Annotated in this window: 25 protein-coding genes; 12 read left to right on the top strand and 13 right to left on the bottom strand. The window is 60.6% G+C overall.

Annotated elements, in window-relative coordinates; all coding sequences use genetic code 11:
- From BM194_RS19315 to mdlC, 3 genes are all read right to left on the bottom strand, one after another.
- Window positions 1-421, bottom strand: a 421-nt coding sequence (locus tag BM194_RS19315; RefSeq protein ID WP_143097638.1) for an aldehyde dehydrogenase family protein, incomplete at its 3' end; no start/stop codon positions are given.
- Window positions 422-470: 49 nt separating this feature from the next.
- Window positions 471-1,490, bottom strand: coding sequence for a TRAP transporter substrate-binding protein (locus BM194_RS19310; RefSeq protein ID WP_092850329.1), 1,020 nt, complete (start codon window positions 1,488-1,490; stop codon window positions 471-473).
- A 59-nt stretch (window positions 1,491-1,549) separates the two neighbouring features.
- A complete protein-coding gene (gene mdlC / locus BM194_RS19305; protein ID WP_092850327.1) occupies window positions 1,550-3,136 on the bottom strand; it encodes a benzoylformate decarboxylase in 1,587 nt (528 codons plus the stop codon).
- A gap of 98 nt (window positions 3,137-3,234) precedes the next feature.
- Here mdlC and BM194_RS19300 point away from each other — a divergent pair, with 98 nt between their 5' ends.
- The gene (locus BM194_RS19300; protein ID WP_092850325.1) at window positions 3,235-4,134 is read left to right on the top strand and encodes a LysR substrate-binding domain-containing protein; all 900 of its coding nucleotides are present in this window, start codon (window positions 3,235-3,237) and stop codon (window positions 4,132-4,134) included.
- A 67-nt stretch (window positions 4,135-4,201) separates the two neighbouring features.
- Here the strand turns inward: BM194_RS19300 and BM194_RS19295 are convergent, their stop codons facing one another.
- Genes BM194_RS19295 through BM194_RS19285 form a run of 3 tightly spaced genes read right to left on the bottom strand, consistent with a single transcriptional unit; the run spans window position 4,202 to window position 7,082 of the window.
- Window positions 4,202-5,494 carry a TRAP transporter large permease gene (locus BM194_RS19295; protein WP_092850322.1) on the bottom strand — a complete coding sequence of 431 codons (1,293 nt, stop codon included), beginning with the start codon at window positions 5,492-5,494 and terminating at the stop codon, window positions 4,202-4,204.
- A gap of 1 nt (window position 5,495) precedes the next feature.
- Window positions 5,496-6,023, bottom strand: coding sequence for a TRAP transporter small permease (locus BM194_RS19290; RefSeq protein ID WP_092850320.1), 528 nt, complete (start codon window positions 6,021-6,023; stop codon window positions 5,496-5,498).
- A gap of 15 nt (window positions 6,024-6,038) precedes the next feature.
- On the bottom strand, window positions 6,039-7,082 hold the full coding sequence (locus BM194_RS19285) for a TRAP transporter substrate-binding protein (protein WP_092850318.1): 1,044 nt from the start codon (window positions 7,080-7,082) through the stop codon (window positions 6,039-6,041).
- Window positions 7,083-7,381: 299 nt separating this feature from the next.
- Here BM194_RS19285 and BM194_RS19280 point away from each other — a divergent pair, with 299 nt between their 5' ends.
- Window positions 7,382-8,056 (top strand): haloacid dehalogenase type II, encoded by a 675-nt coding sequence (locus BM194_RS19280; protein ID WP_092850316.1) that lies wholly within the window; start codon window positions 7,382-7,384, stop codon window positions 8,054-8,056.
- A gap of 123 nt (window positions 8,057-8,179) precedes the next feature.
- Here the strand turns inward: BM194_RS19280 and pcaDC are convergent, their stop codons facing one another.
- From pcaDC to BM194_RS19255, 5 genes are all read right to left on the bottom strand, one after another.
- The gene (gene pcaDC / locus BM194_RS19275) at window positions 8,180-9,364 is read right to left on the bottom strand and encodes a bifunctional 3-oxoadipate enol-lactonase/4-carboxymuconolactone decarboxylase PcaDC (protein ID WP_092850314.1); all 1,185 of its coding nucleotides are present in this window, start codon (window positions 9,362-9,364) and stop codon (window positions 8,180-8,182) included.
- A gap of 79 nt (window positions 9,365-9,443) precedes the next feature.
- On the bottom strand, window positions 9,444-10,661 hold the full coding sequence (gene pcaF / locus BM194_RS19270; protein ID WP_092850311.1) for a 3-oxoadipyl-CoA thiolase: 1,218 nt from the start codon (window positions 10,659-10,661) through the stop codon (window positions 9,444-9,446).
- A gap of 14 nt (window positions 10,662-10,675) precedes the next feature.
- Window positions 10,676-11,446: a CoA-transferase subunit beta gene (locus BM194_RS19265; RefSeq protein WP_340148093.1), complete on the bottom strand. Its 771-nt coding sequence runs from the start codon at window positions 11,444-11,446 to the stop codon at window positions 10,676-10,678.
- The gene (locus BM194_RS19260) at window positions 11,446-12,264 is read right to left on the bottom strand and encodes a CoA transferase subunit A (RefSeq protein WP_092850307.1); all 819 of its coding nucleotides are present in this window, start codon (window positions 12,262-12,264) and stop codon (window positions 11,446-11,448) included. Before BM194_RS19260 ends, BM194_RS19265 begins: the two co-directional genes overlap by 1 nt.
- A gap of 179 nt (window positions 12,265-12,443) precedes the next feature.
- Complete coding sequence (locus tag BM194_RS19255; protein WP_092850304.1) at window positions 12,444-13,775, bottom strand: class-II fumarase/aspartase family protein; 1,332 nt, start codon at window positions 13,773-13,775, stop codon at window positions 12,444-12,446.
- Window positions 13,776-13,897: 122 nt separating this feature from the next.
- Here BM194_RS19255 and BM194_RS19250 point away from each other — a divergent pair, with 122 nt between their 5' ends.
- The 3 genes from BM194_RS19250 (at window position 13,898) to BM194_RS19240 (ending at window position 17,365) form a co-directional block, all read left to right on the top strand.
- Window positions 13,898-14,689 carry an IclR family transcriptional regulator domain-containing protein gene (locus BM194_RS19250; RefSeq protein ID WP_092850301.1) on the top strand — a complete coding sequence of 264 codons (792 nt, stop codon included), beginning with the start codon at window positions 13,898-13,900 and terminating at the stop codon, window positions 14,687-14,689.
- 122 nt (window positions 14,690-14,811) lie between these two features.
- The gene (locus BM194_RS19245) at window positions 14,812-15,768 is read left to right on the top strand and encodes an AEC family transporter (RefSeq protein ID WP_092850299.1); all 957 of its coding nucleotides are present in this window, start codon (window positions 14,812-14,814) and stop codon (window positions 15,766-15,768) included.
- Between the two features lie 481 nt (window positions 15,769-16,249).
- Window positions 16,250-17,365 carry a DcaP family trimeric outer membrane transporter gene (locus BM194_RS19240; protein WP_244891015.1) on the top strand — a complete coding sequence of 372 codons (1,116 nt, stop codon included), beginning with the start codon at window positions 16,250-16,252 and terminating at the stop codon, window positions 17,363-17,365.
- A gap of 203 nt (window positions 17,366-17,568) precedes the next feature.
- On the opposite strand, the gene BM194_RS19235 is transcribed toward BM194_RS19240, so the two are convergent.
- Window positions 17,569-19,386 (bottom strand): feruloyl-CoA synthase, encoded by a 1,818-nt coding sequence (locus BM194_RS19235; protein WP_092850294.1) that lies wholly within the window; start codon window positions 19,384-19,386, stop codon window positions 17,569-17,571.
- Between the two features lie 205 nt (window positions 19,387-19,591).
- On the opposite strand from BM194_RS19235, the gene BM194_RS19230 reads away from it, so the two are divergent.
- From BM194_RS19230 to BM194_RS19210, 5 genes are all read left to right on the top strand, one after another.
- On the top strand, window positions 19,592-20,095 hold the full coding sequence (locus BM194_RS19230; protein ID WP_092850291.1) for a MarR family winged helix-turn-helix transcriptional regulator: 504 nt from the start codon (window positions 19,592-19,594) through the stop codon (window positions 20,093-20,095).
- A 250-nt stretch (window positions 20,096-20,345) separates the two neighbouring features.
- Complete coding sequence (locus BM194_RS19225) at window positions 20,346-20,810, top strand: TRAP transporter small permease (RefSeq protein WP_244891014.1); 465 nt, start codon at window positions 20,346-20,348, stop codon at window positions 20,808-20,810.
- Window positions 20,810-22,129, top strand: coding sequence for a TRAP transporter large permease (locus BM194_RS19220; RefSeq protein ID WP_092850286.1), 1,320 nt, complete (start codon window positions 20,810-20,812; stop codon window positions 22,127-22,129). Before BM194_RS19225 ends, BM194_RS19220 begins: the two co-directional genes overlap by 1 nt.
- A 12-nt stretch (window positions 22,130-22,141) precedes the next feature.
- The gene (locus tag BM194_RS19215; protein ID WP_092850284.1) at window positions 22,142-22,618 is read left to right on the top strand and encodes a DUF3237 domain-containing protein; all 477 of its coding nucleotides are present in this window, start codon (window positions 22,142-22,144) and stop codon (window positions 22,616-22,618) included.
- A 34-nt stretch (window positions 22,619-22,652) separates the two neighbouring features.
- Window positions 22,653-23,720 (top strand): TRAP transporter substrate-binding protein, encoded by a 1,068-nt coding sequence (locus BM194_RS19210; protein ID WP_244891013.1) that lies wholly within the window; start codon window positions 22,653-22,655, stop codon window positions 23,718-23,720.
- A gap of 39 nt (window positions 23,721-23,759) precedes the next feature.
- Here the strand turns inward: BM194_RS19210 and BM194_RS19205 are convergent, their stop codons facing one another.
- A complete protein-coding gene (locus BM194_RS19205; protein ID WP_092850281.1) occupies window positions 23,760-24,254 on the bottom strand; it encodes a MarR family winged helix-turn-helix transcriptional regulator in 495 nt (164 codons plus the stop codon).
- Between the two features lie 91 nt (window positions 24,255-24,345).
- On the opposite strand from BM194_RS19205, the gene BM194_RS19200 reads away from it, so the two are divergent.
- Both BM194_RS19200 and BM194_RS19195 read left to right on the top strand, forming a co-directional pair.
- Window positions 24,346-25,176: a p-hydroxycinnamoyl CoA hydratase/lyase gene (locus BM194_RS19200; protein WP_092850279.1), complete on the top strand. Its 831-nt coding sequence runs from the start codon at window positions 24,346-24,348 to the stop codon at window positions 25,174-25,176.
- Between the two features lie 57 nt (window positions 25,177-25,233).
- A partial coding sequence (locus tag BM194_RS19195) for an aldehyde dehydrogenase family protein (RefSeq protein ID WP_244891012.1) occupies window positions 25,234-25,678 on the top strand: 445 nt, incomplete at its 3' end.

Genomic DNA, 25,678 nt, shown 5'->3' with positions numbered 1-25,678 from the left:
CACACGGCACGCGCACGCCCATGGCCAGGTTGTCGGGCACGTTGGACGGGATGATGTCGCCGTTGATCTGGGTGGTCAGGGCCGCGGCCTCGCGCAGCATGCCGGCGGCCACCATCACGTTGAAGCCGGCCCAGCCCGGCGTGGCGCCGGTCTCGTCGACCATGCGCTCGATGAACTCGGCCTGGCGGGCTTCCATGCGCTCGGCGGCCCTGAGCAGGGCCATGCGCCGCTCGCCGGGGCCGGTCTTCGACCAGGCCGGGAAGGCGCGGGCCGCGGCGTCGGCCGCCGCCTGGGCATCCTCGACCGAAGCGGCGGCCGCCTGGGTGACGGTCTCGCCGCTCAGCGGGTTGGCGCGCTCGAAGGTGGCAGTTTCATGGGCAGGTCGGGGCTGGCCGCCGATCAACAGTTCCAGTGTATTCATGACGTGTTCCTTGGTGTGTCGAGAGGCTGTCGCGTCCTGACGCCAGCGCTCATGCCTCGCACTGATCGCGCAAGGCCAGGGCCTTTTCATAGATGGCATGGGCATCGTCCAGGCCACGTTCCTCGAGCCGCTTGAGGTAGTTTTCGGTGCCCTGCTTGAGTGGTTCGGCCCAGTCGGGATCGTCGAGCGGATCCTCGACAATGTGAATGGTATCGCCCTGGGCGACAGCCTCCTCGCGTCCGGCCTTGTCGAGCATGTCGAACACTTGGCCCGCCTTGAGCGACCAAGCCATACCGCTGTTATCGTCGATCACCGCCTGCATCTCGGGAGAGAGCCGATCATAGGCAGCCTGGCTCATGGTCGCCACGATAGCCCCGGCGTAGTACGGCACCTGCAGGTGGTAATTGGTCAGCTCATTGATGCGAAACACTTTCATTGCCTCCCAAGGGAAGCTCAGACCATCCATCACCCCGCGCTGCAGCGCGGTATAGATGTCCGGCGCCGGCATGCCCAAGGGCTGGGCACCCATGCTGTCGAGCATCTCGCCGGCCACCTCGCTGGGGCGGCGGATGCGCAGGCCTTCGAGGTCTTCCGGGGATTTAATTTCTGTATCTCGGGTATGCAGATAGGCCGGCCCGGTAGTGAACAGGAACAACACGTGGGTGTCTTCATACTCGCCGGCAATGTCACCCTGATCATAAAGCGACTGCAGGATGCAGGCGCCCTGAGGGGCACTGTTGACGACACCGGGCAACTGGACAATTTCAGTGAGCGGAAAGCGCCCAGCCGTGTAGCCCTGCAGGGTGACGCTAATGTCGGCGATGCCGTTGGCCGCTGCTTCGTAGGCCTGGTCGGCCTTGCTCAAGGTCTGCGAGGGGTAGATCTCGACATGGAGCTGACCGTTGGATTCTTCTTCGACCTGTTTCGCCCAGGCTTGGTAGATGTCCTGATTGACCGCCGAGCCGGCCGGCCACAGGTGTGCCATGCGCAGGGTGGTTTCCGCACCGGCCGTGGCGCACAGCCCCAGCGCGGAGGTAGCGATCAGCAGGCGTGAGATGGCGTGTTTCATGCGTTTTTCCTCTTATCGTTGTTGGTATCTTGCAGTGCCGTGATCGGCGTCTTCTGTCATCAGGGTTCGATGGTCGTCGTCGGTACCTCGATCAGCATGGGCTTCGTGGCGTTCAGGGCCTGGCGCAGAGCATTCTCGAAGGCGTCACGGGTATCGGTACACACCGCGTCGACACCATAGCCGCGGGCCAGGGAGCAGAAATCCAGTCCCGGCACGTCGAGGCCCGGCGCATCCTCGGCATCCAGCATTCGAGAGAACCAGCGCAGGGCGCCGTAGGTATCGTTTCTGAGGATGATGAACACCACCGGCACGCCGTACTGGGCGGCACTCCACAACGCGCTGATGGCGTAGTTGGCCGAGCCGTCGCCGATCACCGCGATGACTTGGCGCTCGGGTCGGGCAAGCTGTACGCCCACGGCGGCAGGCAGGCCGAACCCCAGCCCCCCAGCCGCCGGGAAGAAGTAGCTGTCGGGATGGCGCATTTCCACGCGCTGCCAGAAGGCGGTGACCGTCGAGGTCGACTCCTTGACGAAGATCGCATCCTTAGGAGCCAACTCATTCAGCGCATCGAAGACGCTCTCCGGCGCCAGGCGGCCGGGCTCATCCGCCATCGGTTGCGGCAATGGCAGCGGCTCGGGCATGGCACGCTCGCTCTGCGTCAGGGTCGGCAGCAGTTTTTCCAGCGTGGCGCGCAGCCCGCCGACCAAGGCATCGCCCATCGGTGCGCGTGCCGCTTCCTGCACGTCGCTGGTCAGGTGGATCAGCTCGGCGCCCTGGGGCAGATAACGCCCCGGTGCATACTGGTGGTAACGGAACACCGGCGCGCCAATGACCAGGATCAGATCGTGACCGTCCAGCTTGCTGGAAATCCCCGCGATCGCTGCCGGCAATACTCCGCGGAAACAGGCATGGCGGGTCGGGAACGGGCAGCGCGAGGCGGACGGCGCCACCCAGGCCGGCATGCGCAGGCGCTCGGCCAGTTCGACGGCCAAGGCATTGGCATGCTCCGCGTCGACTTCGGGCCCGACTATCATGACCGGATTGCGTGCCTGGTTGAGGCGTTCGGCCAAACCGGCAAGCTGGGCGTCGGATGGCGTACTGGCGTGATGTACGTCGCGCCGGGCTACCAGCGCAGCATCTTCCTCGACCTCGCGTCCCCAGTCGTCATGAGGAATCGACACGTAGACCGGCCCCTTGGCCGGCAGGTTGGCCATGTGAATTGCCTGGCTGAGGGCGCGCGGCACGTCCTCGGGACAGGCCGGCTCGTAGCTCCATTTGACCAGCGGGCGCGGCAGAGAAGGCGCATCGACATTGGCGAGCATCGACTCGACGCCGATCATCGAGCGCGCCTGCTGGCCGGCGGTGAGCACCAATGGCGAATGTGAATACCAGGCATTGGTCAAGGCGCCCATGGCGTTGCCGGTGCCCGCCGCGGCATGCAGGTTGACCAGCACCGGCCGGCGGCTGGCCAGGGCGTAGCCGTCGGCCATGCCGACCACCACGCCTTCATGCAGGCCGAGGACGTACTGGAAGTCCTCGGGGAAATCCTTGAGAAACGGCAGCTCGTTGGAGCCGGGATTGCCGAAGACGACGTTCAGACCCTGACGTCGCAGCAGCTGATAGGTGACGGAATGCACGGTAGGCATGGCGGGCTCCGGAAAGACGTTGTGATTCCACGCTAGCCCGCGTGCTACCATCGATCCAATCGATACTCTTTCTATAAATAATAAATAGCGTTTATTTTATGGCTGCCATCGATCTCAATCTGGTGAGGGTCTTCGTCACGCTTTACGACGCCCGTAGCGTGACGCTGGCTGCAGAGCGGCTACACGTCACCCAGCCCTCGGTAAGCTATGCCCTGTCACGCCTGCGCGACCTGTTCGGCGACCGCCTGTTCGTGCGCTCCCGTGACGGCATGCAACCCACCTTCACCGCCATGCAGCTCTACCCTGCCTTGCGCGACTCTCTGGCCCAGATCGATAGTGTCCTGGAAGGCAGCAAGGAGTTCGAACCAAGACATTCGCAAAAGCGCTTTCGCCTGGCACTGACCGACCTCGGTGAAATGGCGCTGCTACCGCGCATCCTCGCGCACCTGCATGCCCAGGCACCCGGCACCGAACTCGAGGTCGTTCCGCTGGAGATCGACAAGGTCGAGGACTGGCTGGCTACCGGCCAGGTCAACGCCGCGATCTGCAGCCGCCCGATCCAAGCCGCTGGTGTCGAGCGCCGTGTGCTATTGAGCGACGAACGCTACGTATGCCTGCTCAACCGCGATCATGTCTCCATCGGCGACTCCCTGAGCCTTGAGCAGTTCATCCAGGCTCGGCATGCCGTGGTCGCCGCCTCGACCGGGCACGGCCTGGCCGAGGACGTGCTGCGCAAGCAGGGGCTGCAGCGCAAGGTCAGCCTGAAGGTATCGCACTTCTCGAGCCTGCCGCGCATCCTTCAGGAAAGCGACCTGCTCGCCATCCTGCCCGAGCAGATCGCCAGTGCCTTCGCGCTCGAAGCCCCGCTCAAGGTGCTCGACCTGCCCTTCGAGGTACCACCTTTCGACGTCGCGCTGCACTGGCAGGCTCACACCACCCGCTCCCCGGCCCAGCGCTGGTTCTGTGACGGTATTGTCGAGGCCATCACCCGCGCATGAGCTCGCAACGAAAAACGCCGACGGCAGCACCGTCGGCGTTGGTTCTTGCGGGTGTCAGGCCAGGCCGCTACCCCGTGACCAGGTACAGGCTGAGCACCGGGAACAGGATCAGCAGCGTCAGGCGCACGAAGTCCGAGACGATGAACGGTGCCACCCCCTTGAAGATCTCGCCCAGCCCCACGTGCGGGGCCATCGCCTTGATCACGAACACGTTCATGCCTACCGGCGGGGTGATCAGTCCCAGCTCCACGGTCAGCACCGTGATTACCCCGAACCACACCGGGTCGATGCCCACCGCCTGGATGATCGGATAGACCACCGGCACGGTGATCACCAGCATGGCGATCGAGTCCATGAACATGCCGAGGATGAAGTACATCGCCAGGATGCACAGCAGCACGACGATCGGCGCCAGGTCGAGGCTGAACAGGTAGTCCGAGATCGAGAACGAGATGCGCGACACCGAGATGAAGTAGCCCAGCGTCTCGGCGCCCACCAGCATGAAGAACACCACCGTCGACAGCGCCAGGGTTTCCTGCAGCGCCTGCCACAGCCCCGCGCCGCGAATCCCCTTGACCAGCGCATAGAGTAGCGTGGCGAAGGCGCCCACGCTGGCCCCCTCGGTGGGCGTGAACAAGCCGAAGTAGATGCCCAGGATGATGATCAGGAACACCGCGAAGAACGGCACCAGCCCAGCCAGCGAGCCAAGCTTCTCGCGCCAGCTTGTCGGCTGGCCCGGCACCGCCAGGCTCGGCTTGATCCGCATCATCACGGTGACAGTCAGGCCGTAGAACAGCAGCCCCAGCAGCCCCGGAATCAACCCGGCCATGAACATGTCGCCCACCGACTGCTCGGTGAGGATGGCATAGATCAGCAGCGCAATGCTCGGCGGGATCATGATCCCCAGCGTGCCGCCGGCGGCCAGCGCGCCGGTAGCGAGTCCCCGGTTGTAGCCGTAGCGTTCCATCTCGGGCAGGGCTACGCGGGTCATAGTGCTGGCGGTGGCCAGCGACGAGCCGGAAATCGCCGAGAAGATGCCGCACGAGCCCACCGCGGCAATCGCCAGGCCACCCTTCCAGCCGCCGCAGATGACCCGCGTCGACTCGAACAGCTTGCCGGCCATGCCCGAGTGCGCGGCAAGTACACCCATCAGGATGAACATCGGCACGGCGCTGAAGCTATAGTTGGTCAGCACCTCGACGGGCACCGACTTGACCATCGAGATCGCCGCGTCCCAACTGATCACCTGCGAAAAACCGCCCACGCCGATGATCAGCATGGTCAGCGCCACCGGCACGCGCAGGATCATCAGCAGCAGCAGCAGGCCCAGCCCCAGGGCACCGATCGTTTCACTTCCCATCTCAGACCTCCTCGACCGATGCCACGCGGTAGTTGAACAGCAGCCCCAGCAGGGCGAACGCCAGGCTGCGCACGCTGAGCAGCAAACTCAGGCCCGCCGCCGTCCAGTAGATCGGCCCCATCGGCAGGCGCAGGTCCTGGGTCACTTCGCCATGCGCCCCGGCGCTGAGTGCCGAGTCCCACAGGCCGATGGCCACCACCAGCCCCAGCGCGGTGAACCCCAGCAGGTAGAAGCCATTGAGGCGGGTCTTGATCTCGTCGTTGAGCCGGTGACTGAACGCCTCGACCACCACCTGACCTTTCTCGACGTTGGCGGCCATGGCCGCCAGCAGGGCGAACAGCATCAGGTAACTGACCAACTCGACGCTGCCCACCATGCTCAGGTCCAGCGCGCCGTCACTGAGGCGGTACAGATAGCGCAGCGTCACGTCGATGACGGTCACCGCCAGCATGCCCGCGAGGGCAATACCGGCGATGAGCTTGCACAGGGCTTCCAGCCAGCGACTGAATCGAATGAGCCCTTGCTGCATGATGACCTCCTCGCGTCAGGAAGCGGGGGTTGAGGAAGACTGCGCAGCACAGGACTGCTTGGCGTCGAGAGCGGCCTGGTAGACGTCATGCGCCTGATCGAGGCCACGCTCCTCGAGACCGCTCAGGTAAGTCTCGATGCCCTGCTCGAGCGGTGCCTGCCAGTCGGGGTTTTCCAGCGGGTTGTCGATCACGCGGATGGTGTGCCCAGCCTCCTCGGCTTCCTGCTTGCCGGCCTGGTCCAGGCGGTTGAACACCTCGCCGGCATTCTCGGCCCACTTCATGCCCGAGTTGGCATCGATGACCGCCTGCTGCTGGGGAGTCAGGCGCTGGTAAGTCTTCTCGTTCATGGTGGCAACGAAGACCAGCGTGTAGAACGGCACCTGGGTGTGGTAGTTGGCCAGCTCGTTGAGGCGGAAGACCTTCATGCCCTCCCATGGGAAGCTCAGGCCATCCAGTACCCCGCGCTGCATGGAGGTGTAGATGTCCGGCGCGGGCATGCCGACCGGCTGGGCGCCCATGTTCTCGAGCATGTTGCCGGCCACCGCGGTCGGACGACGGATACGCAAGCCCTGCAGATCTTCGGGAGTCTGCACGTCAGTCTCGCTGGTATGGATGTAGCCCGGACCGGTGGTGAACATGAACAGTACGCGGCTGTCCTTGTACTCGTCACCGAACTGCCCTTCGTTGTAGAGCGTCTGCATGATGCAGGCGCCTTCCGGTGCCGACTCGGCCACGCCAGGCAGTTCGACGATCTGCGACAGCGGGAAGCGGCCGGCGGTATAGCCTTGGGCGGTGATGCCGATGTCGGCGATGCCCTTGACGGTGGCTTCGTAGGTATCGTCGGCCTTGCTCAGGGTCTGCGACGGGAAGTTCTGCACGCGCAGCTCACCGTTTGACTCTTCCTCGATGGTCTTGGCCCAGGCCTCGAAGATGTCCTTGTTGATCGCCGAGGCACCCGGCCAGAAATGCGACATGCGCAGGGTGGTCTCACTGTGAGCCGCAGTGGCGACCCCCGCAATGGAGAGCGCGAGCAGGCAGCGAGTCAGGGTACGTTTCATGGCTAGAGGTCCTTTTATCGTTGTCGAACGAGGAGGCAATTGACGGCTATGCTCCCTCATTCCTGAAAAGATGACTATTAGACGAACGATAGTTCGCATAGCGATCAAAGCCAATGCTAGCGGCTCTCGGCGCGGAGGAAATCGCGACTTTGGTCTAACAAGGGAGCGGTGAACAGGCCAAGGGCATGTCGTGTCCAGCGGCACACCGCGTCATGCCGGATCGTTTCACAGACGCCAGCACGCTTTACGTCTGCTCGCCAATCGACTGTCATGAAAGCGCACATGGAAAAGGAGCTCCCATGCATATCGCATTCGACATTAACGAGACGTTGCTGGACACAGCGGCATTGAACCCGCTGTTTGAGGGGATGTTTGGTACCTCTCAGATGCGTCAGGTGTGGTTCCTGACACTTCAGGAACACTGGATGACCGCCACCCTAACGGACCAGTTCCTGCCCTTCGGCGAACTGGCGACTGCCGCACTTCGTCAGGTGGCCCAGCAACAAGGTCAATCGGTCTCCGAGGCACAGCAGCAGGCTTTGGTCGAGGGACTTCAGACGTTACCCGCCCATCCAGACACCTTGCCTGCCCTGGAATGGCTGAGCCGGCAAGGCCATACCCTGACGGCACTCACCAACGGCAGCCTGACAGCGCTGCAAAAGCAGTTGCAGCATGCCGGATTGACTGGCCTCTTCGATGCCGAACTGAGTGTCGAGCAGGTGCAGCGCTACAAGCCTGCTCCACAGGCCTACCGACTGGTCATGGATCATTGGGGGATCGATCCCGGCGAGATGACGATGGTGGCGGCACACAGCTGGGATGTGATCGGGGCCTCCCACGCTGGCTGCCTGACCGGTTTCATTGCTCGTCCTGGCAAGGCGCTCGACCCGGAGGGCTTTAGGCCGACATGGCAGGATACCGACCTGGAGTCGCTTACCCGTCAGATCGTGGCAGCGACGCCCGAGGACCGGTAACCAGGGCTTCGCCAACCATGGTGGTCACTCGTGGCGAAGCCCCTCTGCGCGGTAGCAGGAATACGTGAAGCAGGGCCACTCGCTGAGTGGCCCTGCGAATGCCCCCTCAAAGACGAGCTTCCCTTAGCCGAGCGACTCGCCCCAGCCCAGTTTCTTGGCCAGGGCAAAGGCATGGTTGGCCGCCGGCACGCCGCCATAGATCGCCACGTGCATCAGCACCTGGCGCAGTTCGGCTTCCGAAAGCCCGATGCGCCTGGCCGTCTTGAGATGCAGTTCCAGTTCTTCGCGACCCAGCGCGGCGAGAATGCCGGTGGTTATCATGCTGCGTTCGCGACGTGTCAGGTCGTTGTTGCTCCACAGCTCGCCCCAGGCCAGGCGCGTGATCATCTGCTGGAATGGTGCATCGAGCGTGGTCGCGCCGGCACTGGCCCGGGCGACATGCTCTTCGCCGAGCACCTGCTTGCGGGTCGCGAGCCCCGTGGCATAAGGCACGCCCTGTTCACCGACATCGCCGAGATCGGCCGTCAGCCAGCCCAGCAGACGCTGGACGAAATCGTCAGGGCATTCCACCGACGGCACATGGGCGATATCAGCAAGAATATCCAGCGGTGCCTCACCACACTCCTTTGCCAGGGTTTGCAGTGTGGCTGGCGGTGTCGCCATGTCTTCGCTGCCACCCAGCAGGTGGACCGGCACGTCATGCCCGGCCAGCTTGCCAGTGAAATCGGTGCGGCCAAGCATCTCGCACAGGCGCGCATAGCTTTCGCCGCCGGTACGTGCCATCTGCACCTTCCAGCCCTCGGCGAGCGCAGGCTGCGCCTCGACCAGGGCCGGGGCGAACCAGCGTGGCACGATTTCGCCGGCCATGGCGGCAAGTCCTTCCTGGCGAACACGGCCTGCCCGGGTGTTCCAGAGGTCAGGGTTGCCAATCACGGCGCCGGTGTTGGTCAGCGTCGCCGACAACAGCCGCTCGGGATGCGATGTCAGTAACTGCTGCCCGATGACGCCGCCAATGGACGTCCCCACGAAGTGAAAGCGCGAGGCACCGGCGTGATCCGCCAGCGCCAGCGCTTCGCTTGCCAGGCTGGCGGGGGTGATCTCACCCTCACTCTCGGGCCAGGCCGCACTTGCGCCATGCCCCGGCAGATCCCAGGTCAGCACCCGATAGCGTGGCAGCAATGCCGGCAGCAGGTCGTCCCAGACCGCCTGGGTCATGCCCAGCGGATGGGCCAGCACTACCAGGGGCAGCGCCTCGGCACCCAATAGGCGATAGGCGACGCTGCGTCCATTCACATCCAGAAAAGCCATGATTCTCTCCTTTGGCCAAACGAGAAAAGCCGGCGAGTCGACTGCCGGCCTTCGTGGCGGTACTTAGCTCATACGAGGCTTATACGCGCTCGATCACTGTCGCGATTCCCTGCCCCACGCCAATGCACATCGTGCACAGCGCAAAACGACCACCGGTCAGCTGCAGCTCATGCATGGCGCTGGTGACAATGCGCGCACCGGACATGCCCAGCGGGTGGCCGAGAGCGATGGCGCCCCCATTGGGATTGACCCGCGGATCGTTGTCGTCGACCCCCAGCTCGCGCAGGCAGGCCAGTGCCTGGGCGGCGAAGGCCTCGTTGAGTTCGATATGGTCGAGCTGATCGAGGCGCATACCGAGCTTGCCAAGCAGCTTCTGCGTGGCAGGCACCGGGCCGATCCCCATGATGCGAGGCTCGACCCCGGCCGTGGCCATGCCATGGATGCGTGCCATGGGCGTTAGATTGAAGCGTTTCACCGCCTCCTCGCTGGCGACGATCATCGCCGCCGCGCCATCGTTGATGCCCGAGGCGTTGCCCGCCGTCACCGAGCCCATCACGCTGGAACCGGCGGCGCGGAACGGCGTCGGCAGAGTGGCGAGCTTCTCGAGGGTGGTTTCACGCGGATGCTCGTCGGTATCGAAGATCAGCGGCTCCTGCTTGCGACGCGGCACCTCGATGGGCACGATCTCCTTGGCCAGGCGGCCGTTCTGCTGGGCACGCTTGGTCTTGAGCTGCGAATCGTAGGCAAACTGGTCCTGGTCCTCGCGGGAGATACTGAACTGCTCGGCGACGTTCTCCGCCGTCTCGGGCATCGATTCGACACCGTACTGCTTCCTGAGCAGCGGGTTGATGAAACGCCAGCCCATGGTGGTGTCTTCCATCACCTGGGTGCGTGCATAAGCGGTCTCGGCCTTGCCGACCACGAACGGCGCCCGTGACATCGACTCGACGCCACCAGCAATCATCAGTTCGGTCTCGCCGGAGCGTATGGCGCGCGCGGCAGTGCCGATGGCATCCATGCTCGAGCCGCACAAGCGGTTGAGGGTCGTGCCGGGCACCGTGGTCGGCAGGCCACCAAGCAACAGCGACATGCGCGCCACGTTGCGGTTGTCCTCGCCGGCCTGGTTGGCGCAACCCATGATCACGTCATCGATGGCCGCCGGATCGAGATCCGGCGCACGCGCCAGCAGTGCCTTGAAGATATCCGCCGCGAGGTCGTCGGGGCGCACGCTGGACAGCGTGCCACCGAACTTGCCCACCGCCGAGCGGACCGGATGACACAGGTAAACGTCTCTCATGATGCTTCTCCGCTTCAGTCGCCGGCGTGATGACGGTCGGTTCTCTCTTTGAGTTCACGCAATATCTCGAGCTCCTTGCCACTGGGCTCCGGCGTGGTCTCGAGTTGATCGGCGAAACGAATCTCCCACCCGGTGGCCTCCTGAACCTGCTCGCGGGTCACGCCCGGGTGCAGCGAGGTGACCACCAGTTCCTTGGTCTCCGGGTCCGGCGTCATCACGCACAGGTCGGTGATGACCCGGGTCGGCCCCTTGCCGATGTTCGGCACACCGTCGCGGCCCTTGCCGTCACGTCCGAAGCCGAGCGTGGTGACAAAATCCACCTGATCGACGAAGGTGCGCTTGGAGTGCTTGAGGGTAATGAAGATCTCGCCGGCGTTGGTGGCGATCTCGGGTGCCCCGCCGCCGCCCGGCAGGCGTACCTTGGGCTCCGTATAGTCACCGATCAGCGTAGTGTTCAGGTTGCAGTAGCGGTCGATTTGCGCAGTGCCCAGAAAGCCCACGTCGATCTTGCCGCCCTGCAGCCAGTAGCGGAACATCTCCGGGACAGAGACGGTGGTCAGTGCGGTCTCGCACAGCTCGCCATCGCCGATCGACAGCGGCAGTACGTCGGGCTTGGTCTGCAGCGTGCCGGATTCGTAGATCAGCACCACATCCGGCGCATGGGTCAGGCGGGCCAAGTTGGCCGCCTCACTGGGCAGGCCGATACCGACGAAGCAAGTGGTGCCGTTCTGCAGCGCCCGCGCGGCGGTCACGGTCATCATTTCCGCGGAAGTGTAGTTGCTCATCAGGATTCTCCTCCCGCTTCAAGCACGTTCTGCTTGATCCAGTCGTTGAAGGCGTCACGGTCCCGGGCAATCATGTCCCACTCCTTGTAGAAGCGGTTATGGCGCGGGTAGTAGCCATGCGCGTAGGAGGGATAGGCCCCCTTCTCGGCCACGGCGATGGCGCTGATGGCCCAGCCGGGAATCACGCAGGCGTTGGGTGTGGCGCCCAGGTCGTCGACGACTTCCTCGACGGTGACGATGCTGTGCTTTGCTGCCAGCACGGCCTCCTTCTGTACACCGATGATGCCTTCGACGAGCACGTTGCCCTTGCGGTCGGCGCGTTGGGCATGAACCACGCTGACGTCGGGGCGGATCGACGGCACCGCGGCCAGGCGCTCGCCGGTGAACGGGCATTCGATGAACTTGATCTGGTCGTTGACCTTGGGCAGGTCGCTGCCCACGTAGCCGCGCAGCACTGCCAACGGCAGACCGGCAGCGCCAGCCTCATAGGCACAAGCCATGGCAGCGTGGCTATGCTCGAGAATCTCGACCTTGTGGGGGTAGCTCTTCTCCACCGCATCGCGCAGACGGTGCAGCGAGCCCACGCCGGGGTTGCCGCCCCAGGAAAAGATCAATTTCTTCACACAACCGGCCCCGATCAACTGGTCGTAGATCAGGTCCGGCGTCATGCGGATCAGGGTCAGGTCGCGCTTGCCCTGGCGGATGATTTCGTGACCCGCGGCAAAGGGAATCAGGTGAGTAAAGCCTTCCATGGCCACAGTGGCGCCGTCTTCGACGTAGCGCGCTACCGCGTCATGCAGGCTGAGAAATTCGGCCATGGTCTTGCCTCTCTCAACGCTATCGTTCTTGATGCCAATGTTCGCGATGTGAACACTGGTTTGTGATACGAACAAATTAAACAGGATTGGCTCGGAGGTCAAACCGCAAAAGAATGGGCCGGAGACTGGCTCCGGCCCGGTCAATCAGGCTTACTCCAAGAAAAACAGTAGTTTGCTACCTAGCTCAGTACCTTCAGGGCACGTTCGACCTGGGCCTGACTGCTACCAATGTATAATTCCGGGCGCACCGCTTCGCGTAGGGTCGGCGCGTCGACCTTGCCGGCCACCTCGGGGTGTTCGAGCAGTACATCGGCATACGGGCGCCCCTGCGCACGAGCTGTCTCCGAGGCCTCGCGGGCAATACGCTTGGCAGTGTCGCTGCCTAGCGCCGGGACCAGCACCCGGGCAGCCGGTTCAGCCATGATCGCCCCGCCGGTTACTGCCAGATTGCGCTGCATGACCTCGCCGTGCACCTCCAGCCCACTCAGCAGTGCAGCCAGCGTTTCCAGGGTACCTTCGAGCAGCAATACACTATCCACCAGTGGCGCCCATTCGGCATGCCACTCGCCCAGGCCTCGCTCCAGCGGCTGGGCGGCAGCATTGGCAATGATCCCTGCATTGCCATGAATCTGGCGTGCCGCAGCACGAATGCGGGCGCAGGCCACCGGGTTGCGCTTGTGCGGCATCGACGACGACTCGCCGACACCCGCCTCGGCCGGCTCGCTGAGCTCACCCACCTCGGTCTGGCACATCAGCGCGACATCGAGAGCGATCTTCTCGGCACCGGCCGCCACGGCATCCAGCGCCCCGGCGATCGCAAGGATGGGCTGTCGATTGGTGTGCCAAGGTAGTAACGGGGCATTCAGCCCTAGCCGTGTGGCCAGGCCATCCATCAGCGGCAGGCCATGTTCATCGAGCCCGGAATGGACACCGACCGCCCCGCCCAACTGCACGTACAGGCTGCTGGAGGTAACATCATCGAGACGACACTCGGCCAGATGAAGGACCCATAGCCAATTGGCCACCTTGGCACCGAAGGTGATCGGCAGTGCCTGCTGCATCAGGGTGCGCCCGACCATGGCGGTACCGCGATGAGCCTCCATCAGCGTGCAGCCCGCCAGCCGCGCCTGGGCCAGCAGCGACAGGCAACGTTCGAGCCGCGGCTTGAGCAGCAACATCAGCGCGCTATCGACGATATCCTGACTGGTAGCCCCCTTGTGGAAGTGACGCTTGAGATCATCGGGCAGTGCTGCCTTGGCCTGCTTGACGAAAGGGATGGCGGCATTGCCACCCTTGACGGTCTCTTCGGCCAGCGCCTGCATGTCGAACACGCCATCGCCGAGATGCATCTGCAACGCGTCGGCAGTACCCTCGGGCACTAGTCCATGAACTTCCTGTTCGGCGGCCAGTGCCAGTTCCACTTGGCGCATGGCGGCCACCAGCGCCTGGGCGCGACTGGCTTCCAGCCCCGTCCCGCTCATGAAGGGCTGGCCCAATAGCAGGTCGTACATGCAGTGTCTCCCCTGAATCATGCTGTTCTAAAGTGCAATGGTGCACAGATGTTCGCTTAACGAACTCTATGCTAGAGTCATTCACTGCATTGGAGCAACGTAACAATAAGGATGGCGCCGCCATGTCGACGCAACCGAAAGAAGAGAGCCTGAGTCCTGACGACCGTGATTTCGTGACGGCCCTGGCCAGTGGCCTCGATGTGATCCTGGCATTCGACAGCGACAACCCGCGCATGACACTGAGCGAAGTCGCCGCCAAGACGGGCATGAACCGCGCCCGGGCCCGCCGCTTTCTGCTCACGCTTCACGCACTCGGCTACGTACGCAAGCAGAACCGCCAATTCGAGCTGGCACCCAAGGCCCTGCAGTTGGGTTACGCCTACCTGTCGGCCAACAACTATCGCTCGGTGATCCAGCAGCATCTTGAAGACATCACCCAGACGCTGGGGGAGTCCTCGTCGCTGGGCGTGCTCGACGGCAACGAGGTCATGTATGTGGCTCGCTCCTCGGCGCCGCACCGACTGATGGCCATTACCCTGTCGATCGGCACCCGCCTGCCTGCCGTGGCGACATCGATGGGGCGCGTGCTGATGGCCTATCTGCCTGAGGACGAGCGCGAGGCGCTGCTCGAGAAGACCGAGTTGAAGGCTTATACCGAGCACACCATCACCGACAGGCAGGCACTGCGGGAGTGCCTGGCAGACGTTCGTCGCCAGGGCTATTGCATCGTCGACCAGGAACTCGATTCCGGGTTGCGCTCACTGGCGGTCCCGGCCTTCGATGCCAACGGCAAGCTGCTGGGAGCGATCAACATCAGTACCAATGCCGCACGGATAGACATGCAGACGTTGACTGACAAGTTCCTGCCGCTGCTATTGGAGAAGACACGCCAGATTCAGATGCAGGTGACCTGAATCATCGGTAGAGGAAGCGAGCATGACCGGCGGCCTTCCCCTCGACAGCGTTTTGTAGTGATTGTTGCAACGTCCAGCTCATGGCTGCGGCTGGACGTCTCTAGCCAGCCCAAGGATCTGCCGTGCTTGCGATCATCTCGATAACCACACCCATCTTCCTGCTGATCGGTGTCGGCTACTTCGCCGTGGCGACTCGGTTGATTGCCAAGCCTCAGATCCAAGGGCTTGGCGGCTTCGTGATCAACTTCGCCCTGCCGGCTCTGATTATCCGCGCCCTGATCCAACGCCCGATAGAGGAAACCTTCAATGGCTACTATCTACTGGGATATGGGCTGGCCACGGTCATCGTCTTCGGTGTCTCCCTGACATTCGCATTGCGGGTACGTCACAAGGCGCTGGATGTCGCCTCGCTTTACGCATTAGGCATGTCAGGCGCGAACAGCGGCTTCGTCGGCTACCCTGTCGCCGCCCTGGTGGTGGGCTCCCCGGCGGTCGTTGCCATGGCGCTCAACATGGTCATCGAGAATCTGTTGATCATTCCGCTGGCCCTGGCCTTGGCCGAAGTGGGCTCGCAAAGCGGAAGCTCGTTCGGCACTGCCATTCGCCAATCGGTGAGTCGTCTGGGTCGCAACCCGATCATCATTTCCATCCTGATAGGTGTATCCATCGCCGTTCTGGGTGTGCCTCTGCCCGCCCCATTGTTCAAGGCCATCGACATGATGGCGACCGCGGCCGCGCCCACCGCCCTGTTCGTGATTGGTGGCACGCTATATGGATTGCGGACACGGGGCATGCGCAAGGATGCCAGCCAGATCGCCTTCGGCAAGCTGGTCATTCACCCGCTGGCTGTTCTACTGATGTTCACGGCCTTGCCGGACTTCGATCCGGCCTTGGCGGTGGCGGCCTTGGTCTTCGCCAGTGCCCCGATGCTCAGCGTCTACCCCATCTTCGGGCAGCGCTATGGCCATCCGGAGCTGTGCACAGCGGCGCTGATGGGCACCACATTGGTTTCGTTCATGACTATCAGCGCCATTCTCTGGGTCATTGCCACTTTCGATCTGTTCGGCTTCGCTGGCTGATAATTCACCTTCGCTCGAAAGCCTTGGGATGTTTAACGCGACCGGCCTGTTCGAAGCCGGTCACCAGTTCGGCCCGAATCAAACCATTCGCTTCACGTCTGCTTCGCTGACCTTCTCCTTTCTTTTACGCCCAGCTAAATATTTAGCAACCTAATATTTATAGATAACTATTTTTCCTCCTCCAAGCTTACCGCTGCGCTAATAAACACTAATAAATTCAGCCACATCTCTCTATTTCAAAAACTATTTTTTAGCAATTGCGACTTTTGGAGAAATGACTTCAAGGCAAACTAGTTGCATAGTCTAATAACTTTGCGAATAAATGTACGCAAGGCGAACAAAACAGCTCTTAACCCACAAAAAATAACGCCAAGGACTCAAGATGTTAAAATTTAAAAAGATAACTGCCTGCCTCCTGGTTTCTCCTTGTTTTCTGGCCTCACATAGCTTCGCTTTCGATGTAGTCGAAGCAGGCCAGCCCTTGGTTACAGGCGAGCCCAGTCGTGTCGGCCCTCCTTGGAACCACCGCACCACGATAAATATTCCCGGCACCAAGACAGACATCGCTTTTGGCGGCTACCTCAAACTGGACGCGACATACGATTTCGATTACGACCTGAGCGCGCCCTACGATGCGGGAACAGACCCCTTCGCATTGCTTAATCCCAGCAACGAAACCGATGGCCGTACACATTTCACCGCCTACGAGTCACGCCTCAACTTCCGTACGCATACCCGGACCGACTACGGCAAGCTCACGACCTTCCTCGAAGGGCACTTCATGCCCGATGGAGATTTCGGTCTACGTCATGCCTATGGCGAGCTGAATGGTTTCCTGGCCGGCCAGACCTGGTCCAACTTCATGAGTTTCGTGGGTGGGACACGCACGCTCGCGCTCGGCGATCCCAAGGGCTACTCATTCGACCGCAACCCGCAGATACGCTACACGGCCCAGCTCGGCGCAGGCGCCTTGTCGTTCGCCTTGGAAGATTCGGAAACGGTCATCGCCAGACAAGCTAATGGCTTGGCCAGTGCCGAAAGCCAGCTGCCCGATCTAACCGTGCGTTACGAATACAAGCGCAATTTCGCGCTGTCAGGGTTGGTTCGCGAGTTATCCAGCAACGGCAATGTTAATTCAGTCGACGACAACGCGACTGGCTATGGCGTTCAGGCCCAAGCCAGCCTCCCTCTCGGCGCAGCGACTCATCTCAAGGGCAGCGTGACCTACGGCAGTGGTATCGGAAACTACATGGGCAATCCAGGCAATACCGGTCACCGCAATGCCCCGGATGTCTATGTCGAGAATGGAGAACTGGAAGCCATAGACTCTCTGGGCTTCGGTGTGTCTCTCAACCATAACTGGTCGACCGACTGGTTCAGCTCCATCGGTTACTCTCGCCTGGCCCAGGATTTGCCGGACGATGGGGCTTATGACAACAACTTCGACACAGTCGATTACGTTTTCGCCAATACCCTATGGGACGTGACCAGTCGAGTGATGCTCGGGCTGGAATACCAGTATGCCGATGTCGAGAATGTAGGTGGTGACTCCATGGATGCCAGCCGCCTGATGGCAAGCGCCCTTTTCCACTTCTAAATCGAGCGCTGTTCCGGCTGGCTTTTCGATCCTTGTACTGGCCCTTCGGGGCCAGTTTTTTGCTTTCTTTCCGTACACCGCGTTGAGTAACAGTTCTATAGTTACAACTGATATGTCTGAGACCCAATCACGTCGCGACAGGAAAACAATAACGCAGGAGGGGACGCTAACGTCCCCGACTCGAATAGATTATGAAGGGTGGGCTAGGCAGGCAGAATTACGCGAGACGAGGGTGAGCTGGCGTAAAGGTCATCAATCAAGTCCAGATAACTCTCACGGACTTGTCGCTGGTTGACAGAGCCTTTGTCCGTGACTTCACCTTTATCGAACGAGAGCGGAAAATCGAGTACCAGCAAGCGTTCCAGGCACATGGAACTCGATTTTCCCTGGCGATGGGCGGCTAATCGATCAGCCAAAAAAGCATGCACCGATACGCTATTTGCCAATGTTTCCAGATTCTGGTCAGCTTTGCTCAATTGCTGGGCGCAACCTGCCGGGTTCAGGACCACCAATCCGGTCAGATAACTACGTCCTTCTCCGACAATGACGATATCCTGAACGATCGGCGCAAGCTCCTCGATGGCACTCAGCCGAAGGACACCCACATTGACCCAGGTACCCGTTATCAATTTGAAGTTTTCACTTAGGCGACCATCGAAGACGAGGCCTTGCTCGGGCCTTTCCGGATCGATGAGCCGCATGGCATCTCCGGTACAGTAATAGCCCTCTTCATCGAAAGCGTCTGCCGTCTTTTCCGGGGCTCGCCAATAACCAGGCGTCACGTTGAGTCCCTTGAGGCGCGCCTCCCATTTCTTGCCGGCCTGAACCAATTTTACCTGCATGCCCGGTACCGGCCTTCCAACCAGCCCAGAAATCACCGAATCGTCTGTGGTACAGAACGCTAGGCAAGCTTCCGTAGAGCCCAGTCCCGTCAACATGGGCACCGGCTGGCCAGTTTCGGCACGCCCCAGCTCATCAAGGGCTTGCCTGACATGTGCTGGCAGAACGGCGCCTCCAAAATGGAGCATGTAAAGACGCTGGAAAAAAGCAGATCTCAGCGTTACATCCTCGCGAAGATGATCGACTAACGCTTCGAATCCTTTAGGTACGTTGCAATAGAAGGTCGGTGAAATTTCCCTAAGGTTGTCGACGGTCCTTTGCACGCCCTGTGGTGTTGGGCTGCCATCGTCGATGTAGAGCGAACCACCGTTATATATAGCCATCCCCAGTATCGTGTTACCGCCAAACGTATGATGCCAGGGCAGCCAATCGACCAGTACGGGCGCTTGCTGGGTCAGAAAAGGCAGCTCTTGAGTCAGCATCGCCTGGTTACTGCATAACATGCGCTGGGTATTGATGACCGCCTTGGGCATGCCGGTCGAACCTGACGTGAACAATAATTTGGCCACGCTATCGGGTGAAACATCGGCACGCGCTCGCTCTACGGCATCGCCTCTGGGCCGAACTTCGAGCAGTTCAGAGAATGACCGTGCCTGCTTGGCTGCATTCGATGAGACAAGCACAACATCCTCACCACAGACAGCAGCGAGAGCAGAGGAAAAGCGCGCTTCGTCATCGACGAAGATCATTCCTGGTGTCACAAGATCGCAAACATAGCGCAACTTGGCGTAATCGCTGGCTAGCAAGGCATAAGAAGGAGACACGGGCACGTAGGGTATTCCCACGTGCATGGCTGCACAGGCCAGCAAGGCGTGATGAATACCATTACCCGACAAGACCATCAGAGGCCTATCGGCTGATAGGTCGTGGTCAAGTAGCGCTTGGGCAAGGTTCATGACCAAAGGTGCCGCTTCGGCGAACGTCACTGTCTTCCAGCGACGCTCCTCGCCTTCTCGCTGAGCCAGGAATACACCGTGCGGCCGGACCTCCGACCAGTATAAAAGACGTTCGGTAATGCAACGTGAATAGTCGGCGACGGCACCACCACTCAATCGATAGGCTACAGTTGCGTTGTCCTGCGGGGTCTTGTCATTCGACGTTTTGCCATTCTCAGGCAGCATGGCGTTCTCCATCAGTAATAATTGGCTTTATGCCTGATGCCAGCGCCAAATAGTTATAAACCTCAACTATATATCTTGCCAGGGCTCGAGGATGAGACTTTAGCCTTAAGTGTAACGCAGGCCCCGCGTCTCAAATCATGCTGGTCTGCAGCGTGAAAATTATGTATACCAACTAATTAACATGACTTTGAAAAAGGAGGCTCATATGCAACCTTCCGACAATGACACCTCGATTCGCCAAGCCTCATTGGAAGAAGTCGACACCGGCCCAGTAGACGGCCTGATACTCGAAGAGCGCCTCGGCTACGCACTTCGGCGCGCACAGCTCAAGGTTTTCAAGCACTTTGACGACGCCATGCGCGAACATGATATCCGCCCCGCCCAGTTTTCCTCGCTGGTGGTCATCGAAGGCTATCCCGGCGTGACGCAATCCAGCCTTGCCCAGACATTGGCCATCGATCCGCCACGAGTCGTTAACCTGGTCAACAGTCTCGAGGAAAGGGGCTTGGCCATGCGGGTTCGTTGCAAGCGCGACCGTCGCTCGCACGGCATCTTTCTCACCAAGCAGGGCGAAGCTCTCGTCGACAAGCTCAAGGAGCTATCGAGGCAGAGCGACCTGGCGGCAACCCAGGCCCTAAGCGAGATCGAACGGCGCCAGTTGCTCATGTTGCTACGCAAGATCTACGCTCCTGCTGACAACGCGGACTAATCCTTTAGCCGCAATTCGCTGCGATTTGTCGCTTTCCGGCTTGCAAGTGTCAGAAAGGAAATTTAATTATACAAAGCAACTAATCATACCTGAACGATTCGCTGCCAGTCTCACAAGGTGGTCAAGAACAATCATGAGCGGTTCAACGATGACACAAAAAGCCGACACGATATCCGTGCGGCGCCTCCTGGAAAGGTGCTGCCAAGCTGCGGCCGTTCTCGGCGGCCTATTGGTCGCAGCGCTAGCCATCATGACCGTATGCAGCATCGCCGGACGATGGATTGCCAGCCTTCCCTACCTCAGCGCACTACCTGGACTCGGCTGGGTAGGCCCCGTTAGCGGGGATTACGAACTCGTCGAAATGGGTACGGCAACGGCGATTTTCCTGTTCCTGCCGTATTGCCATCTTCGCGGCGGCCACGTCACGGTGGACCTGATCGTCATGCATGCTCCACGCATCGTTCAGCGAGCCACAGCCGTGATCGCCGAAGTCCTGTTCACGGTCGTCTCCGCCATCATGACCTGGCGCCTGTATCACGGCCTTCTGGACAAGCAGCGCTACATGGAAACCAGCATGCTGTTAGGCATTCCCCTGTGGTGGGGCTACGCCGCGGGCATAGCGGGCTTTGCCCTGCTGACCCTGGTATGCCTCTACCGTTCGTTCGCGTCTCTTCGCGCAACCCCTGACAGCGACACCCAAGTAGGAGACGCCTGATGACACCAATGACCTTGGGCGTGGGCGGCTTCGCCCTGCTACTCACGATGATGGGGGCGCGGATACCTATCGGCCTGGCCATGCTAGTCATCGGTGCGGTCGGCTCCATGCTGATCATGGGCCCGATGGGCATCCTGAACGGCCTCAAGACCCTGCCCTACGAACATTTTTCCAGCCATACCCTGTCAATCATTCCTCTCTTCTTGCTGATGGGCCAGTTTGCGGCACGTGCCGGGCTCTCACGCAGCATGTTCCAGGCAGCCAACGACTGGCTAGGGCATCTCAGGGGCGGCCTTGCGATGTCGACGATAGGTGCCTGCGGTGCATTTGGCGCTATCTGCGGATCCTCGCTGGCAACGGCAGCCACCATGACCCAAGTAGCACTGCCGGAAATGGAACGTCAGGGGTATCGCGGCAGCCTGGCGACAGGCTCACTGGCCGCGGGCGGCACCTTGGGTATATTGATTCCCCCCTCTGTCGTGCTGGTCATCTATGCCATTCTCGCCGAGCAGAACATCAACGAGATGTTTGCCGCCGCTCTGGTGCCCGGCCTGTTCGCCGCAATCAGTTACATGCTGGCCATCTCGGTATTCGTACGCCTTTTTCCTGATAGCGCCCCCAGCAAGCCCAAGACACCCATGGGTGAGCGACTCCGTTCACTTATCCGTGTCTGGCCTGGCGCTGCCATCTTCATCCTCGTCATCGGTGGCATCTACACCGGCATCTTCACTCCCACAGAGGCAGCTGCCGTCGGCGCAGTGGCAACAGGAATACTGGCATTTATTCAAGGCGGATTACGCTGGGAAGGATTGCGGGATTGCCTTCTGGAGACGGCGATCACCTCGGCCATGATTTTCTTCATTGTGCTGGGTGCCAGCATTTTCAACAGTTTTCTGGCCCTGACGCAGCTCCCGCAGATGACCGCCGGCTGGATCGTTGGACTGGAAATCAGCCCTTGGATCATCCTGGCAGGCATCCTTCTCTGTTATTTGATCCTGGGCTGCTTCATGGACAGCTTGTCCATGATCCTTCTGACCGTTCCCATCTTTCTTCCCATCATGATGGGCATGGATTTCGGCATGCCCGCTACCGATGTAGCTATCTGGTTCGGGATATTATCTTTGGTCGTGGTGGAGGTCGGCATGATCACGCCCCCGGTCGGCCTTAACATCTTCATCATCCATTCCATGGCGCCTCGGGTCCCGCTGATGGAAATCTTCAAGGGCATCTTGCCCTTTTTGGCTGCGGATATCGTGCGGGTCATCCTGCTCGTCAGCTTTCCGGCAATTACTCTCTGGTTCGTTTATTTCCTTTATTGAGGAGCGCCCGACATGCCCACTGCCGCCACACAACGCTACCCCACGCTGGAATTCGTCACCCGCCTGCAGGTCGAGATCGACTCGCCGCTGGAGCTGGGTCAGGCTGCGGAAGGTCGACGCCGATTCATTCCCATCACCGGGGGCAGCTTCTCAGGCCCCGGCCTGAGCGGACGTATTCTTGCAGGTGGCGGAGATTGGCAAACGCTACGCCAAGACGGCACTGCTGTCCTCGAGGCGCGCTATTTCCTGCAAACTCATGAAGGCGATTTCATCGAAGTGACCAACACCGGCTATCGGCATGCTTCACCGGCTATCATGGAGCGCCTTCTCAACGGAGAAATAGTGGCGCCTGAAGAATATTATTTCCAAACCACGCCTCGCTTGCAGACAGCCAGCAAAAACTACGACTGGCTTAACAGAACGATATTTATCGGCGATGCCGAAAGGATGCCGGACTCCGTTATCGTCAATTTGTTTGCAGTCAACTAATAAAACAACAACATAAACTCAGCGGAGAATAAAAATGCACAAGCACACCTTGAAAAGACTATCAGCGAAGACGCTATTTACGCTAATCCTGTCCTCGTTATTTTCCCTGCCGGCATCCGCCCAAGCGCAAGAAGAAAGTTATACACTACGATTACATCACTTCTTTCCGCCTTCCGCTCCCGTCCATCAACAATACTTTATTCCATGGAAAGAGGCAGTCGAGAAAGAGTCCGAAGGCCGTTTGAAAGTCGAACTTTTCCCCTCGATGCAATTGGGGGGGACTCCACCATCACTCTATGACCAGGCCAAGGATGGGCAAGCAGACATCATCTGGACAGTGCTTGGCTACAATCCAGGAAGATTTCCGAAGGCGGAAGTGTTCGACCTGCCTTTCCTTCCGACCAGCGGGGCCGCAACCAGTCAGGCAGCACACGAATATGCCATGCAACACATGCAGGACGAACTCGCCGGGGTCCACCCCATCGCCGTGCATACCCATAGTCCTGGCGCCCTACATACCAAGGACACGCCCATCGAGTCGTTGGACGACGTCAAGGATCTCAAGATTCGCGGCCCTAGCCGGCTGGTCAACAAGTATCTGGCCCAGCTTGGTGCCCAGCCGATAGGCATGCCGGTCGCTCAAGCGCTGGAGGCTCTGTCCCGAGGCGTACTGGATGGCACGGTGATTCCTTTCGAAGCGATCACCGCCATGGGGCTGGCCGACATCACCACGGAACACACCACATTCAGCGGAGACCGAGCCCTCTATACCACGATGATGATCGTGGCCATGAACCAGGCCAAGTACGATGCACTGCCCGACGATCTTCAAGCCGTTATCGATGCTCACTCGGGAATTCAAGAAGCCTACAAGATCGGCCAGATCATGGATCAAGCCGACCTCAAACAGATCCATAGAATCCAGAGCGGCGAGCAACCAGGCACGATCCACCAACTGGATGATGAAGAGACTCAGCGCTGGAAAGCCATCGGCCAGAACGTCGTCGACGAATGGATCGACGAAGCCAATGAGGCGGGGCTCGACGGCCAGCAGCTTTACGACGATGCCAACCAATGGGTCATGAAATATACCCGTAACTGACAATCTGCCTGCACCGGACGAACAGGCCGGTGCAGGCAATCAGTCAGTTTCGACCAGGCCGGCTCCCAGTGCCTTCAAGGCTTCCTTGATATGGCGCTGGAACGTGACACGTTGCTGGCTAGTCATGCTCTCCATCATGCAATGCTCCAACGCCATGACTTCTTTATCGCATTCTCCAAGGACACGCTGGCCTTCGTCAGTCATGCGAATCTGGATGATTCGCCCATGGTTGGGGTCGGGACAGCGTTCAACGAGCCCTTTTTGCTCCATGAGCTTGACCATCTCGTTTGCCGCTTGCGGCGACACCAGCGATTTATCCGCCAATTGGGCATTGGATAGCGGGCTGCGCTTCGCCAGTACGGACAACGCCGTGTATTGCTGCATGGTCAACCCAAGCGGACGAACGGCATCGCCGATATGTTTGCGCAGGGCTCGATCCAAGCGCCCCACCAAGTATGCAACACGTGGGCTCTCATCATCGCTGAAGGTATGACCTTCCGGCTCTTCGGGGGGGGTAACAAATTGTCTGGGCATGGGTGTTTTCCTCTTTTCAAACGAAGAGTAGCGCACTAAGATTGATCAGGTAAACATCAACCTACTTGATATTAAGTTGACAGGTAACCTTATGACTGATTACACCAATCGCTGGGAAACCGTGAAAGTCGATGTTGCGGATGGCATCGCCTGGGTCACCCTGAACCGGCCGGCCAAGCGCAACGCCATGAGCCCCACGCTCAATCGCGAGATGATCGATGTCCTGGAAACCATCGAACTCGACCAGGACGCCCATGTACTGGTCCTGACCGGCGAAGGCGAGTCCTTTTCCGCTGGCATGGATCTCAAGGAGTATTTTCGCGAAATCGATGCCAGCCCCGAGATCGTTCAGGTCAAGGTGCGTCGCGATGCATCGACCTGGCAATGGAAGCTGCTGCGCAACTATGCCAAGCCGACCATTGCCATGGTCAACGGCTGGTGCTTTGGCGGTGCTTTCTCTCCGCTCGTCGCTTGCGACCTGGCGATTACTGCTGACGATGCCGTATTCGGCCTGTCGGAAATCAACTGGGGTATTCCTCCCGGCAACCTAGTGAGCAAGGCCATGGCCGATACCGTAGGCCACCGCCAGGCGCTCTATTACATCATGACCGGAGAGACCTTCACCGGCCGCCAGGCAGCCGAGATGGGACTCGTCAATCGCAGCGTGCCCCTGGATCAACTGCGTGAAACTACACGTGAGCTGGCAGCGACATTGCGCGACAAGAACCCGGTCGTCCTGCGCGCCGCCAAGATCGGCTTCAAGCTTTGTCGCGAACTGACCTGGGAACAGAATGAAGAATACCTGTATGCCAAGCTGGACCAGGCCCAGTTGCTGGACCCCGAGCATGGCCGCGAGCAGGGATTGAAGCAATTTCTGGATGACAAGAGCATCAAGCCCGGGCTGGAAAGCTATCGCCGCTGATCCTGCTTTTACTAGCGAGACGCTGTCCGATGGATGCCAGGCAGCGTCACACAATAAATGCATCCGCCGGAACCGGAGTGTCCCATGAATATCGAGCTTCTGATCGGCGGCCAGCCCCGGCCCGCCCATGAATCTGCCACCTTCGAGCGCGCCAACCCGCTGAGCGGCGAGACCGTCACCCAGGCGGCCGCCGCTTCGGTCGAGGATGCCCAGGCGGCGGCCGACGCCGCGGCCTGCGCCTTCCCGGCCTGGTCGAAGACCGGCCCCGGCGAGCGGCGCATGGCCCTGCTCAGGGCCGCCGAGCGCATGGAAGCCCGCCAGGCCGAGTTCATCGAGCGCATGGTCGACGAGACCGGCGCCACGCCGGGCTGGGCCGGCTTCAACGTGATGGTGGCCGCCGGCATGCTGCGCGAGGCCGCGGCCCTGACCACCCAGATCAACGGCGACATCATCCCGTCCAACGTGCCCGACAACCTGGCCATGGGCGTGCGCGTGCCGTGTG

The organism is Modicisalibacter xianhensis (genome assembly GCF_900113605.1).
GTDB classification, from domain to species: Bacteria; Pseudomonadota; Gammaproteobacteria; order Pseudomonadales; family Halomonadaceae; genus Modicisalibacter; species Modicisalibacter xianhensis.
Note: the sequence above shows the minus strand (reverse complement) of the source record. Positions and strands in the feature narration are given on the sequence as shown.